Consider the following 12,260-nt stretch of genomic DNA (forward strand, 5'->3'; position numbering starts at 1 on the left):
ACCCTGCGCGTAATTTTGTGTCGGGTTGGCGTTGATCGAAATTATGAGCTGCGCGCAACAACCGCCTCGTGCGGACGTTGCAGCGCTCGATACCTCGCATCCGGGGAAGCCCAGCGTGCACGCCCATTCGCTTTCCCCCGACCGCCACGATGCGCGCCGCCGCAGCGAGCGCGCGCTGGATGCCGCCAATCTGTTCCTGGCGGATGTCCGCGACGGACTGGGCCCCTACCTCGCCATCTACCTGATCGCAGTACGCGGCCCCGAGCGCGGCTGGAACGAGGCGACGGTCGGGCTGGTGCTGACCATCGCCGGCATCGCCGGATTGCTGATGACGACGCCGGCCGGCGCGCTGATCGACAAGATCCGCGCCAAGCGCACGATCCTGGTCATTGCCGCGGTGGCCGTCACGGTCGGCTCTCTCGCCCTGCCCTTCGTCAGCGGGTTCGGACCGGTGATCGCCAGCCAATCGCTTGCCGCGGTCGCCGGCACGGTGTTCGCCCCCGGCCTGACCGCCATCTCGCTCGGCATCGTCGGCCCGCGCGGCTTCACCCGGCGGGTCGGTCGCAACGAAGCGTTCAACCATGCCGGCAACGCGGTCGCCGCGGTGATCGCGGGCGCGACGGCCTGGTATTTCGGGCCGGTTGCCGTCTTCTACCTAATGGCTGCGCTTGCGGTGTTGAGCATCGGCGCCATCCTGCGGATCGATCCAAAGGCGATCGACCACGCCGTCGCGCGCGGATGCGGGGACGAGGAGGAAGAGGCGGACGGCCCACCGCCGTCGATCCTGCAGACGCTGACGCATACGCCCGCGCTCGGCATCTTCGCTGCCTGCGCCTTCATCTTCCATCTGTCGAATGCGGCGATGCTGCCGTCGGTCGGGCAATTGCTGGGGCGCGAAGTCGGCGCCGGCCAGGCCACTTCGCTGATGGCGGCGTGCATCGCCGGCGCGCAACTGGTCATGGTGCCCGTCGCGATCGTCGTCGGGCGCAAGGCGGATGCCTGGGGGCACAAGCCGATCTTCCTGGTCGGCTTCGCGGTGCTGGCGCTGCGCGGCGTGCTCTACACCCTGTCTGACGCCCCCGCCTGGCTGCTGACCGTCCAGCTGATCGACGGCGTCGGTGCCGGCATCTTCGGCGCGCTCTTCCCGGTCGTCATCGCCGCGGTCACGCGCGGCAGCGGCCGGTTCAACGTCGCGCAGGGCGCGGTCGCGACGGTGCAGGGGCTGGGCGGCGCGCTGAGCCCGACGATCGCCGGCGCCCTGATCGTCTGGGGCGGCTACGACACCGCGTTCCTCGTGCTTGCCGGGATCGCGGCGCTGGGCCTTGCGCTCTATGCCTGGCGGGTGCCCGAAACCGCGCGGTAGTCCGCGGTCACCGTGCCGACCGCGTTCGCCTCGGCCTCATGGCCATCCTCGCGGAAGGTTTCGGCAAGCGCCGCCCGTTCCCACGCCTGCATCGCCGGATGCGCCAGGATCGTGTCGACCCAGCGTGCGCCGGCCGCGCCGACATCGATGCCATAGGTGCGCACGCGGTAGGCTACGGGTGAGTAGAACGCGTCCACCGCGGTGAAGGCGGCGCCGGCCAGCCAGGGCCCGCCGAACCGCTCAAGACCCTCGTTCCAGAGCACCCGCAGCCGCGCGATATTCCGTGCGAGTGCGGGCGATTCCGCGGTCGGGGCGATCCGCTGCCCCACGGTCATCGTCCGCTCGCCCCGCAGCGCGCCGAAACCGCCGTGCATCTCGGCGACCGCACACATCGCCCAGGTGCGCGCCGCGCCCTCGTCGGGCCAGACGCCTTCGTGCCGGTCGGCGAGATACATCACGATGCCGAGCGAGTCCCACACCGTCTGGTCGCCATCGATCAGCACCGGGACCTGGCCCGTCGGCGAGAACGCGCGGAACGCGTCGTGATTGTCGAGTGTCGCGAACGGCTCGATCCGATCGTCGAAGGGAATGCCGAGCGCCGTCATCAGCACCCACGGTCGCAGCGACCAGCTGGAATAGTTGCGGTTGGCGGTGATCAGCTGATAGCTCATCGACGCGCCGCCCCGCCCGGCAGCGTCGCCACCCATCGCTCCAACGCGGCGGTATCGCGCATATCGCCGGTGTAGGGATAGCGCGGGCGCACCGGCTGGTTGCTGCCGCGCACGCGGCCGCGATAGACCTTCATCGGAATGCCCACGTTGGCGAGGCCACTGGGCAGCGTGCGGTCGCCGACCTCCATGTACAAGGTATCGCCGCTCGTCTCTTGCCCGATCGGGATCGCGCCGAGCGCCGTCCACAGATCGACCGCATCGAGACAGGCCGACGCGCACGCGGCATCGGTCAGGACATAAACCGGGTGCGTGGGCCCGGTGATCGCGGCGGGCGTCGCCTGCGGTGCATCCGTCGCGCCATCGTCTCCACGCCACAGCGACAAGCCCTTCGCCTGCGCGGCGGCCAGACCATAGGCGTTACGTCGCGCCCAGGCCAGCGCATCGGGCGACGCGTCCTTCGACTGCGCCCACGCATCGCGGTAGCCGCGAATCGTCGCCAGATTGTCCGGCGAGACGCGCCATTCGACATAGGTCGGCACGCTGTCCGCCTTTGTGACTGCCGCCTCACCCCACAATATCTTGGCCATGTCGTTCGACCACTGCGACGATCCGCCACCGTTGCTGCGCAGATCGAAGACGATGCGTGGGGCCGCCAGCAGCGCGGCGCGGTCGGCACGCATCGTCGCGATCATCGGGTTCAACGCCTTGGCGACCGGCCCTTCGGGATTGCTGTCGAACGACGCGATAGCAAACCAGCGCGTGCCATCGGCCAGCGTCCGCGCACCGGTCGTGATCGGTGCGGCGCGAGTGGTGTCGGCCAGGCGCTGCGACCATTCCGGATCGACCAGCGGCCGCCACGTGAGCGCGATCGTCCGCACTTTACCTGCAACGCTAAAGCGGCACGTGGCCGGACGCGTGATGAAGGGATTGCCGGTGTCCAGGAACAGGCGCCCAGCGCGCGAACGACGCGTCGCCAGCATCGACCAGCGCCCGGTGAAGGCCCCGACATGGCGCGCGAGCAGCGGATCGGCGGCGACACCGTCGCATCCTGCAAGCGCGGCCCCCAGCGGAACCGGGGCATCGTCGGCGCGCGTCATCACCACTTGCCGTCCGCGCGCATCCAGCCCGGTCAGGAACCCCGGCCACTGCGCGGTCAGCAGCGGCGAGCCTCGCTGGGTGCTGAACTGGACGTGCCCGTCGTCGAAGCTGGCGGTGTATCCGCGCATCGCCCACAGATAGCCTGCAAAATCGCGAACCCGCGCGGCTCGCGCAAGCAAGGCCGCATAGGCCGTGCGTTCGCGCGCCGCGAAGCCCGGATCGGCCGCATTCACCGGCCCGGGATGGTCGGCCAGGATATGCGCGTGGAACGCTGCACCATCGGCCCGCGTGGTCGCCGCCCAGTCGCGCGGCACCACCGCCGTCACCGGAGCCGCTGCCTGGAGCGCGAGCGTCAGGGCCAGCATCACGCCGCGTACGTCGCCGTCGTCTTCGCCGCGACCTCGTCCGCGGTCACGCCCGGTGCCAGTTCGATCAGCCGGAACGGGCTGTCATGATCGGGGCGCTGGAACACGGCCAGGTCGGTCACGATCATGTCGACGACATTCTTGCCCGTCAGCGGCAGCGTACAGGTCGGAATGAACTTCGGGTCGCCGTTCTTGGAAGTGTGTTCCATCACGACGATGATCTTCTTCACGCCGGCGACCAGGTCCATGGCGCCGCCCATGCCCTTGATCATCTTGCCCGGGATCATCCAGTTGGCGATGTCGCCGTTTTCCGCGACTTCCATCGCGCCCAGCACGGTCAGGTCGATGTGCCCGCCGCGGATCATCGCGAAGCTGTCGGCCGAGCTGAAATAAACGCTGGAGGGCAGTTCGCTGATCGTCTGCTTGCCGGCATTGATCAGGTCGGGGTCCTCCTCCCCCGCGTACGGGAACGGCCCGATCCCGAGCATTCCGTTCTCGCTCTGCAGCGTGACGGTCATGCCATCGGGAATGTTGTTCGCCACGAGCGTCGGGATGCCGATGCCGAGGTTGACGTAGAAGCCGTCGCGCAGTTCCTTTGCCGCGCGTGCAGCCATCTGGTTCCGGTCCCAGGGCATCAGTTCAAACTTCCTTCCTGTATCGTGATGACGGGCGCGACGTGGGCGCGCCCCGTGCCGAAGCGTCTGCGGGCGGGCCGCCGTCGTCCCGGACTGCCTGGTTGCGGGCCGATCATTTGACCGACGTCGTCACGGGTCCCGCGACGGTCCCGGGATCGCTCCAGCGCGTATCGGCCGGGAACACATCGTCGAACCCGCCCTTCAGCGCGGTGCCGTAGACCGGGTTGGGCAGGACGAACCAGCCGTTGCCCCACAGGTTGGCGATCGCGGGCACGTTCGCCAGCGCCCGGCGCGTCGCGGGCGACAGCTTCGGGTCGTTGAACAGGTCGCTGAAGTCGCCCAGCTGGTCGCCGACCAGCGCGATCACGCAGTATCCACTCGCGATCGCCCAGCGGCGATCGTCCTTGCCCGATCCGCCGCCGTCATCGCCTTTCAGCCACAGCGTCGAGCCATGCTTGGCCGGCCCCAGCCCGGCGTAGGTGAGCGCCGCTTCGGTCTGCGCCGCGGTTTCGCGCGTACGGTTCGAATTGAAGATGACCGCAATGCCCGCCGCACGGGCGGCATCCAGCGCCATCTTGGCACCGGGGACCGCCGCTACGTTGCGCGTGCCGCTTTCTTCCCACCGGCGCCAGCGGCCCTCGTCATAGCCGTCGCCGCGGCGGGCGGCATCGCCTTCGTAGCCGAGATTGAGCAGTGCGGTCTCGTCGATGTCCAGGACAACCGCGGGCGGCTTTGGCCCGCACGGTTCGAACTGCGGCGCGTCGAGCGAGGCGCTGTCCGAAATGACCACCTGCCGCGCCTGGCCGGGTTTCACATAGGCCTTCCAGTCGTTCAGGTAGCGTTGCAGCGCACGGTACGCCTGGACCGAACTCGCCGCCGCCTCGCCCGATCCGTAGAGATACTGCATCGTCTCCGGCACGCCGCTGCGCTGCGCGACCGCTGCGGCTGCGGCCGGCGACGGCTGCGAACCATCTGGCGACGACGCGGGCGACGTCACGCCGGGCACAGGTTGTGCCAGCCTGACCTCGGCAGGCGCCGCTTCCGCCGTCCTGACGGCGCGGCGTGCCGCACGCTTGTCGTCCATCCGCGACTTCACGATCGCCGACGACGATGCCGCGATAGGGATAACCGCGGCGGCGATGCAGCCGCTCAGCACCGCGGGTAGCGAAAGGATCGTTCCGGCACGCAGCATCATCCGTCCAGTCATCGCTTGTCCGTCTTCGCCAGATAGGCGCCGGGAATCGGCGCCGTCGGTGTCTCACCTTGCCAGACGATGTGCAGGACGCGCCAGCCGGCGGGTGTCCTGACGAGCTGGAACGAATTGATGCCGCGTGCGAACGGCGCCTCGATCGGCGCATGGCGGCTCTCGTAGGTCGAGAAGACGTGTGCGATGTTGCCGTAGCGCTCGACCCGCCGCGCGACTTCGCTTTCGTAGAAGCCCTGCTTGGCCATCGCCGCACCGGCGCGATCGATATAGCCCTGGATGTCGAGCACCGTCGGCGCCGTGCCACTGACCGGAATCAGCCGCGCCTCGGGGACGAACAGCCCCTTGAACGCGTCCCAGTCGCGCGGACCGGCGGGACCGGAAATCGCGGCGTAGACCCGGCCCACCAGCACATCGATCGCAGCATCGTCGGGTGCGGCAGAGGGGTTCGCGATCCGTACCGGCGCAGGCCTCGTCCGATCCTGCGCGCCGACGGCCGATATGCCCGCGACGGCGAGGATCGCCGCCAGCACCCGACGGATCATGCCGCTTCCCGCGGGCGGGTCGTCACAAACTCGATCTTCTTGTCGTAGGGCGCGCCGACGATCATCCGCTTCACATAGATGCCGGGCAGATGGATGTGATCGGGGTCGATACTGCCGACCGGCACGATCTCCTCGACCTCCGCCACGCAGACCTTGCCGGCGGTCGCCATCGGCTGGTTGAAGTTGCGCGCGGTCTTGCGGAAGATCAGGTTGCCCGCTTCGTCCGCCTTCCAGCCCTTGATGATCGACAGGTCGGCGCGGATGCCGCGCTCCAGGATATAGTCCTCTCCGTCGAAGGTCTTCACTTCCTTGCCCTCGGCCACCAGCGTGCCGACGCCGGTTTTGGTATAGAAGCCCGGAATGCCCGCGCCGCCCGCGCGGCAGCGTTCGGCGAGCGTCCCCTGCGGGCAGAATTCGACCTCCAGCTCGCCGCTCAGATACTGGCGCTCGAATTCCTTGTTCTCGCCCACGTAGGACGAGATCATCTTGGCGACCTGTCGGCTCCGCAGCAGCTTGCCCAGGCCTTCGTTGTCGATACCGGCGTTGTTGCTGGCGATCGTCAGGCCCTTGACCCCCGATGCCTGGATCGCATCGATCAGCCGCTCGGGGATGCCGCAGAGGCCGAAACCGCCGGCGCAGATCGTGATGCCGTCGTGGAGCAGCCCGTCGAGCGCGGCGGCCGCATCCGGGTAGAGCTTCTTCATCGGCATCCTCCTGACATTTTCCCAATCGTTAGGGGGTTGCAGGGGAGTCGGTCAAGGCAAGTTGAACCAGCATTCAACTTGCCGGTCGGCGATCAGATCGCGGTGCCCGCCAGATGCCCGATCGCAGCCGTCACGGCGATCGCCGCAGCACCCCAGAAAGCAACGCGGACGGCGGCCGGGACGGTGGGCGCTCCACCGACACGCGCGCCGACCGCACCCAGGACCGCCAGCAGCGCGACAGTGACGCCGGGCAGCCCCCACAGCAGCGTCGCGCGCGGAAGGATCGCGGCCGTCAGCAGCGGCACGGCGGCACCCGCGGCAAAGCTCGCCGCCGAAGCCGCGGCCGCTTGGACCGGGCGCGCCACCAACGCCTCGTGGATGCCCAGTTCGTCGCGCAGATGCGCGCCCAACGCGTCGTGCGCCATCAATCGCGTCGCCACCGCCGCCGCCGTGTCCGGCTCGACCCCGCGCGCGACATAGATCGCGGCGAGTTCGGCCCGCTCCGCATCCGGCGCGGCGGCCAGTTCCGCCCGCTCGCGCGCCTCGTCCGCACGCTCGGTATCCGCCTGCGATCGGACCGAAACATACTCGCCCGCCGCCATCGACATCGCGCCTGCGACCATCCCCGCGATTCCCGTCAGCAGGATCGCCGACCGATCGGGCTGCGCCGCTGCGACGCCGGCGATCAGGCTGGCGGTCGACACGATGCCGTCGTTCGCGCCGAGCACCGACGCGCGCAGCCAGCCGATACGAGACACGAGATGCCGTTCGCGATGCGGTTTCATGGAAGTCCCTCGCCTGACCGGATCCGAGCTATAGGCGGTTTACCGACAAGAAAAAGGGCCGCCCGGTTTCCCGGACGACCCCAACTTTCTATAAGCCGGAGGGCTTAGATCTTGTCGCCGAGCGCGCCCTTAACCGAGCCCACGCCCTTCTGGGCCTCGCCCTTGGCTTCCTGCGCTTCGCCTTCGGCGTGCAGCTTCTCGTTACGATCCGGACCGTCGCCGGCCATCGCCTGCTTGGCGTTGCCGATCGCTTCGTTGACGGTGCCCTTAACCTTGTCGATCATCTCGCCCATGTCGGTCGCTCCTGTATCGTGTTGAAGTTGTTGTTCCAACGCGCGGATATCCGGGGCGTTCCGGCGGAATCGATCTAAATCAATCCGGCGAGCGGACTGGACGGGTCGGCGTAGCGGCGCTTCGCCATCCGCCCGGCGCGATAGGCAAGCCGCCCGCTCTCGACCGCCGACTTCATCGCCGCCGCCATGAGGATCGGATCCCTGGCTTCGGCGATCGCGGTGTTCATCAGGACGCCGTCGCATCCGAGTTCCATCGCCGCGGCTGCATCCGACGCGGTGCCGACGCCCGCATCGACCAGCACCGGAACCTTCGCGCCTTCGACGATCAGGCGGATCGTCACCTGGTTCTGGATGCCCAGACCCGACCCGATCGGCGCGCCCAGCGGCATGATCGCGACCGCGCCGACATCCTCCAGCCGCTTGGCGGCGATGGGGTCGTCGACGCAATAGACCATCGGCTTGAAGCCTTCCTTCGCCAGGACTTCGGTGGCGCGGAGCGTCTCGACCATGTCCGGGTACAGCGTCCGCGCCTCGCCCAGCACTTCCAGCTTCACCAGGTCCCAGCCGCCGGCCTCGCGCGCGAGGCGCAGGGTGCGGATCGCGCTGTCGGCATCGAAGCAGCCCGCGGTGTTGGGCAGGTAGGTGATCGTCTTCGGGTCGATATAGTCGGTCAGCATCGGCGCGCCCGGGTCGCTGACGTTGACGCGGCGCACGGCGACGGTGACGATCTCCGCGCCGGACGCGGCCACCGCGGCGGCGTTCTGTTCGAAATCCTTGTACTTGCCGGTGCCGACGATCAGCCGCGAGCGGAATGTGCGGCTGGCGACAGACCAGCTGTCGTCGGCGACATGATCGCCGCCACCGACGAAGTGCACGATCTCCAGTTCGTCCCCATCCTCGACCATCACCTCGTGGAGCGTGGAGCGCGGCACGACCTCCAGGTTCCGCTCCACGGCCAGCTTGGCGGGAACCAAGCCTAGGCTTTCCGCCAGCGCGGCAATGGTCAGGCCGGCTGCCACGCGCTTGTGTTCGCCATTCAGGGTGATCGAGACGGTGCCGTCGCTGTGTGCCATTCCCAAGTCCGTTCGGGCTGAGCTTGTCGAAGCCCTGTCCTTCTTCTACCGCCCGGTGGGAAGAAGAAGGACAGCCCTTCGGCCAGGTTTCCATCGAAGTATGACTTCGATGGGGCCTGGACAAGCTCAGGGCGAACGGACTTGGTTGGTCGCGCACCACCTAAGGTCCGGAACGCCTACGTTCAATCGAAAGCGAGCCATGGCCGACCTGATCTACGTCCTGAACGGCCCCAACCTGAACCTGCTGGGCACCCGCGAACCGGAAATCTACGGCTCGGACACGCTCGACAACATCGCCGGGATGCTGGAGGATCACGCCCGCACTCTCGATATGGAGATCGACCTGCGCCAGTCGAACCACGAAGGCCATCTGGTCGACTGGCTGCACGAGGCGCAGGCGCGTGAGGCAAAGGCAGTGCTGCTGAATGCGGGCGCGTTTACCCATACCTCGGTCGCCATCCACGATGCGATTAAGGCGATCAGGACGCCGGTGATCGAGGTGCATCTGTCGAACCCGCACACGCGCGAGGAATTCCGCCACGTCAGCTTCGTCGGGCGTGCCGCAAAAGGAACGGTCGCGGGTTTCGGCGCGATGTCCTATAGGCTGGCGCTGGACGCCGCCGCGCGGTTCTGACAAAGGCCCGCGCTTTGTAATTCGCCAGGAAAGTTCAGGGGACCGATGAGCGAAACACCCAACAGGACCGGCGGCATGAGCGTCGATATCGAACTCGTCCGCCAGCTCGCGCAGGTGCTCGACGACACGCAGCTGACCGAAATCGAGGTCGAGGACGGCGATCGCAAGGTGCGCGTCGCGCGCACCGTCACCGCCGCGCCCGCGCAGATGGCCTATGCGCCGCAGCCGATGGCAGCGCCTGCACCGGTCGCTGCGAGCGCACCCGCTGCCGCCGAAGTCGGCGCGTCGGCGCCGGCGACCAGCGCCAATGCGGTCAAGTCGCCGATGGTCGGCACCGCCTATCTCGCCCCCAATCCGGAGGCGAAGAATTTCGTCTCGGTCGGCCAGTCGGTCGCCGCCGGCGACACGCTGCTGATCGTCGAGGCGATGAAGGTCATGAACCCGATCACCGCCCCCAGCGCCGGCACCGTCAAGGCGGTACTGGTCGAAAGCGGCCAGCCTGTCGAATTCGACCAGCCGCTCGTCGTCGTCGAGTGAGCGACGCCACACCATGTCTTTCGGGGCGCGCATGACGCCCTCCCCCACTCCGTTCGGGCTGAGCGTGTCGAAGCCCTGTCCTTCTTCGTCGATCCACAGAACGTGGCACGAAGAAAAGGGCAGCCCTTCGACAAGCTCAGGGCGAACGGGGTTGGTTGATCGGATCATTCGCTGATGCCAAAAATCCAGAAACTCCTGATCGCCAACCGTGGTGAGATTGCGCTCCGCATCCATCGCGCGTGCCATGAAATGGGCATCAAGACGGTCGCGGTGCATTCCACCGCCGACGCAGACGCGATGCACGTGCGCCTAGCGGACGAGGCGATCTGCATCGGCCCGCCGTCGGCGGCCGACAGCTATCTCAACATCCCGAACATCATTTCCGCGGCGGAAATCTCGGGCGCGGACGCGATTCATCCCGGGTACGGCTTCCTCTCCGAAAACGCGCGCTTCGCCGAGATCGTCGAGAGCCACGGGCTGATCTTCGTCGGCCCCAAGCCCGAGCATATCCGCACGATGGGCGACAAAGTGGAGGCAAAGCGCACTGCCGGTGCGCTCGGCCTGCCGCTCGTCCCCGGCTCCGACGGCGCGATCAGCGATCCGGCGGAAGCGGCGCAGATCGCGGAACGCGTCGGCTATCCGGTCATCATTAAGGCAGCCTCGGGCGGCGGCGGGCGCGGAATGAAGGTCTGCACCTCGCCCGACCAGCTCGAGACGCTGATGCAGCAGGCCGGCAGCGAGGCGAAGGCCGCGTTCGGCGATGCGACCGTCTATATCGAGAAGTATCTCGGCAACCCGCGCCATATCGAGATCCAGGTGTTCGGCGACGGCAACGGCAACGCCATCCACTTGGGTGAGCGCGACTGCTCGCTCCAGCGCCGACACCAGAAGGTGCTGGAGGAGGCCCCGTCGCCCGTGCTGGGCGCCGAGGACCGCGCCCGCATCGGCGGCGTGTGCGCGAAAGCAATGGCAGACATGGGCTATCGCGGCGCGGGCACGATCGAATTTCTGTGGGAAGACGGCGAGTTCTACTTCATCGAGATGAACACCCGGCTTCAGGTCGAGCATCCGGTGACCGAGGCGATCACCGGCCTCGACCTGGTGCGCGAACAGATCCGCATCGCCGAGGGCGAGCCGCTGACCCTGCGCCAGGAAGACGTCGTGTTCCGCGGCCACGCGATCGAATGCCGCATCAATGCCGAAAACCCGCGCACCTTCGCGCCTTCGCCGGGCCTCGTGAAGGGTTATCACGCGCCGGGCGGGATGCACGTGCGTGTCGATAGCGGGCTGTATGCAGGCTACAGGATCCCGCCCTATTACGACTCGATGATCGCCAAGCTGATCGTCTACGGCACCACCCGCCAGGGCGCGCTGCGTCGCCTGCGCCGCGCGCTGGAGGAGTTCGTGATCGACGGTGTCACCACCACGATCCCGCTGCACCAGGCACTGCTCGACGACCCCGAGTTCCAGGAGGGGGCGTATACGATCAAATGGCTCGAAGAGTGGCTGGCCAAGCAGGACGCCTGATCCTCGCCGCCGCGCTGTCGCCGCTGTTGCTGGCGGCGGGGCCGGCGGCGCCCGATCCCGTGCGCGCGCTCGCCGGGCGCTATTCGCAGCATTTCCAGAACGGGACCGTCGATGGCGATACCTACTGGAGTGACGACGTGGTCGAGATCGTGCCGGTCGACGCGCGCCATGCCTATGTTCGCATCGAGACGAATTTCTTCAACGGGCATAGCTGTTCGTTGAGCGGCGTTGCGGCGGCCGAGCGTGCTTCGATTATCTATCGCGAGCCTGCGTCGGGCGTCACGGGCGGCGCTTGCGTCATGACGCTGCGGCGCAGGGGCGCGAAACTGTCGTTCACCGACAATAACGGCGGCTGCCAGTCCTATTGCGGCGCGCGTGGCGGGTTTGCCGGTGGTGAACTGCCGTGGTCGAGCAGGCGGCCGATCCGCTACATGGCCCGCCTGAAAAGCTCGGACACGTATCGCGCGGCGCTGACCGAATGGCGCACGGGGAAAGCGCGGTGAAGGCGACGATCTGGCACAACCCGCGCTGTTCGAAATCGCGCGAGACGCTGGCGATCCTGACCGCAGCGGGTGCCGACGTCACGATCGTCGAGTATCTGAAAGCGCCGCCGTCGCGCGCCGAACTCGCGCGGCTGCTCGACCGCGCCGGCATCGCTCCGCGCGAGGCGTTGCGCAAGGACGCACCGACACAGCCCGACGATGCCGCCGCGCTCGATTTGATGGCTAGCGATCCTGCCACCATCGAACGGCCGCTCGTCGAAACCGACAGGGGCGTGCGGCTCGGCCGTCCGCCCGAACGCGTAAAGGAAATCCTGTGACCGATC

The 12,260-nt window shown here is 67.7% G+C and carries 15 protein-coding genes; 6 read left to right on the top strand and 9 right to left on the bottom strand.

The window, feature by feature from the left end; translation table 11 throughout:
- Positions 1 to 115: 115 nt before the first annotated feature.
- Positions 116 to 1,363 (top strand): MFS transporter, encoded by a 1,248-nt coding sequence (locus ASE86_RS10940; protein WP_235524045.1) that lies wholly within the window; start codon positions 116 to 118, stop codon positions 1,361 to 1,363.
- Here the strand turns inward: ASE86_RS10940 and ASE86_RS10945 are convergent.
- The 9 genes from ASE86_RS10945 to thiS all read right to left on the bottom strand — a co-directional run bounded on the left by ASE86_RS10945 (position 1,330) and on the right by thiS (position 8,736).
- Positions 1,330 to 2,034: a glutathione S-transferase family protein gene (locus tag ASE86_RS10945; protein WP_056427042.1), complete on the bottom strand. Its 705-nt coding sequence runs from the start codon at positions 2,032 to 2,034 to the stop codon at positions 1,330 to 1,332. The genes ASE86_RS10940 and ASE86_RS10945 overlap by 34 nt on opposite strands.
- The gene (locus ASE86_RS10950; protein ID WP_235524088.1) at positions 2,031 to 3,497 is read right to left on the bottom strand and encodes a S41 family peptidase; all 1,467 of its coding nucleotides are present in this window, start codon (positions 3,495 to 3,497) and stop codon (positions 2,031 to 2,033) included. The genes ASE86_RS10945 and ASE86_RS10950 overlap by 4 nt, the downstream gene beginning before the upstream one ends.
- Entirely contained in the window at positions 3,497 to 4,132 is a 636-nt protein-coding gene (locus ASE86_RS10955; protein ID WP_056425871.1) for a 3-oxoacid CoA-transferase subunit B, read from the bottom strand. Before ASE86_RS10955 ends, ASE86_RS10950 begins: the two co-directional genes overlap by 1 nt.
- Before the next feature lie 112 nt (positions 4,133 to 4,244).
- Complete coding sequence (locus ASE86_RS10960; RefSeq protein WP_235524046.1) at positions 4,245 to 5,339, bottom strand: HAD family acid phosphatase; 1,095 nt, start codon at positions 5,337 to 5,339, stop codon at positions 4,245 to 4,247.
- On the bottom strand, positions 5,336 to 5,881 hold the full coding sequence (locus ASE86_RS10965; RefSeq protein WP_056425874.1) for a DUF4440 domain-containing protein: 546 nt from the start codon (positions 5,879 to 5,881) through the stop codon (positions 5,336 to 5,338). Before ASE86_RS10965 ends, ASE86_RS10960 begins: the two co-directional genes overlap by 4 nt.
- A complete protein-coding gene (locus ASE86_RS10970; RefSeq protein WP_056427051.1) occupies positions 5,878 to 6,585 on the bottom strand; it encodes a CoA transferase subunit A in 708 nt (235 codons plus the stop codon). Before ASE86_RS10970 ends, ASE86_RS10965 begins: the two co-directional genes overlap by 4 nt.
- 92 nt (positions 6,586 to 6,677) lie before the next feature.
- The gene (locus ASE86_RS10975) at positions 6,678 to 7,370 is read right to left on the bottom strand and encodes a VIT family protein (RefSeq protein ID WP_056425877.1); all 693 of its coding nucleotides are present in this window, start codon (positions 7,368 to 7,370) and stop codon (positions 6,678 to 6,680) included.
- A 104-nt stretch (positions 7,371 to 7,474) separates the two neighbouring features.
- Positions 7,475 to 7,663, bottom strand: a complete 189-nt coding sequence (locus ASE86_RS10980) for a CsbD family protein (RefSeq protein WP_056425880.1) — start codon at positions 7,661 to 7,663, stop codon at positions 7,475 to 7,477.
- Between the two features lie 74 nt (positions 7,664 to 7,737).
- On the bottom strand, positions 7,738 to 8,736 hold the full coding sequence (gene thiS / locus ASE86_RS10985) for a sulfur carrier protein ThiS (protein WP_056425882.1): 999 nt from the start codon (positions 8,734 to 8,736) through the stop codon (positions 7,738 to 7,740).
- Between the two features lie 199 nt (positions 8,737 to 8,935).
- Here thiS and aroQ point away from each other — a divergent pair, with 199 nt between their 5' ends.
- The 5 genes from aroQ (at position 8,936) to ASE86_RS11010 (ending at position 12,254) form a co-directional block, all read left to right on the top strand.
- Complete coding sequence (gene aroQ / locus ASE86_RS10990; protein ID WP_056425887.1) at positions 8,936 to 9,370, top strand: type II 3-dehydroquinate dehydratase; 435 nt, start codon at positions 8,936 to 8,938, stop codon at positions 9,368 to 9,370.
- 45 nt (positions 9,371 to 9,415) lie between these two features.
- On the top strand, positions 9,416 to 9,907 hold the full coding sequence (gene accB / locus ASE86_RS10995; RefSeq protein ID WP_056425890.1) for an acetyl-CoA carboxylase biotin carboxyl carrier protein: 492 nt from the start codon (positions 9,416 to 9,418) through the stop codon (positions 9,905 to 9,907).
- A gap of 174 nt (positions 9,908 to 10,081) precedes the next feature.
- On the top strand, positions 10,082 to 11,434 hold the full coding sequence (gene accC, locus ASE86_RS11000) for an acetyl-CoA carboxylase biotin carboxylase subunit (RefSeq protein WP_056425892.1): 1,353 nt from the start codon (positions 10,082 to 10,084) through the stop codon (positions 11,432 to 11,434).
- The gene (locus ASE86_RS11005) at positions 11,410 to 11,937 is read left to right on the top strand and encodes a hypothetical protein (RefSeq protein ID WP_056425895.1); all 528 of its coding nucleotides are present in this window, start codon (positions 11,410 to 11,412) and stop codon (positions 11,935 to 11,937) included. Before accC ends, ASE86_RS11005 begins: the two co-directional genes overlap by 25 nt.
- Positions 11,934 to 12,254 (top strand): arsenate reductase family protein, encoded by a 321-nt coding sequence (locus ASE86_RS11010; protein ID WP_056427053.1) that lies wholly within the window; start codon positions 11,934 to 11,936, stop codon positions 12,252 to 12,254. The genes ASE86_RS11005 and ASE86_RS11010 overlap by 4 nt, the downstream gene beginning before the upstream one ends.
- Positions 12,255 to 12,260: the final 6 nt, after the last annotated feature.

Source organism: Sphingomonas sp. Leaf33, from assembly GCF_001421785.1.
Taxonomy (GTDB): Bacteria; Pseudomonadota; Alphaproteobacteria; order Sphingomonadales; family Sphingomonadaceae; genus Sphingomonas.

Coding starts and splice junctions, on each gene's coding strand:
- ASE86_RS10945 (WP_056427042.1), bottom strand. CDS start 2,034: ATGAGCTATCAGCTGATCACCGCCAACCGCAACTATTCCAGCTGGTCG.
- ASE86_RS10950 (WP_235524088.1), bottom strand. CDS start 3,497: ATGCTGGCCCTGACGCTCGCGCTCCAGGCAGCGGCTCCGGTGACGGCG.
- ASE86_RS10955 (WP_056425871.1), bottom strand. CDS start 4,132: ATGCCCTGGGACCGGAACCAGATGGCTGCACGCGCGGCAAAGGAACTG.
- ASE86_RS10960 (WP_235524046.1), bottom strand. CDS start 5,339: ATGACTGGACGGATGATGCTGCGTGCCGGAACGATCCTTTCGCTACCC.
- ASE86_RS10965 (WP_056425874.1), bottom strand. CDS start 5,881: ATGATCCGTCGGGTGCTGGCGGCGATCCTCGCCGTCGCGGGCATATCG.
- ASE86_RS10970 (WP_056427051.1), bottom strand. CDS start 6,585: ATGAAGAAGCTCTACCCGGATGCGGCCGCCGCGCTCGACGGGCTGCTC.
- ASE86_RS10975 (WP_056425877.1), bottom strand. CDS start 7,370: ATGAAACCGCATCGCGAACGGCATCTCGTGTCTCGTATCGGCTGGCTG.
- ASE86_RS10980 (WP_056425880.1), bottom strand. CDS start 7,663: ATGGGCGAGATGATCGACAAGGTTAAGGGCACCGTCAACGAAGCGATC.
- thiS (WP_056425882.1), bottom strand. CDS start 8,736: ATGGCACACAGCGACGGCACCGTCTCGATCACCCTGAATGGCGAACAC.
- aroQ (WP_056425887.1), top strand. CDS start 8,936: ATGGCCGACCTGATCTACGTCCTGAACGGCCCCAACCTGAACCTGCTG.
- accB (WP_056425890.1), top strand. CDS start 9,416: ATGAGCGAAACACCCAACAGGACCGGCGGCATGAGCGTCGATATCGAA.
- accC (WP_056425892.1), top strand. CDS start 10,082: ATGCCAAAAATCCAGAAACTCCTGATCGCCAACCGTGGTGAGATTGCG.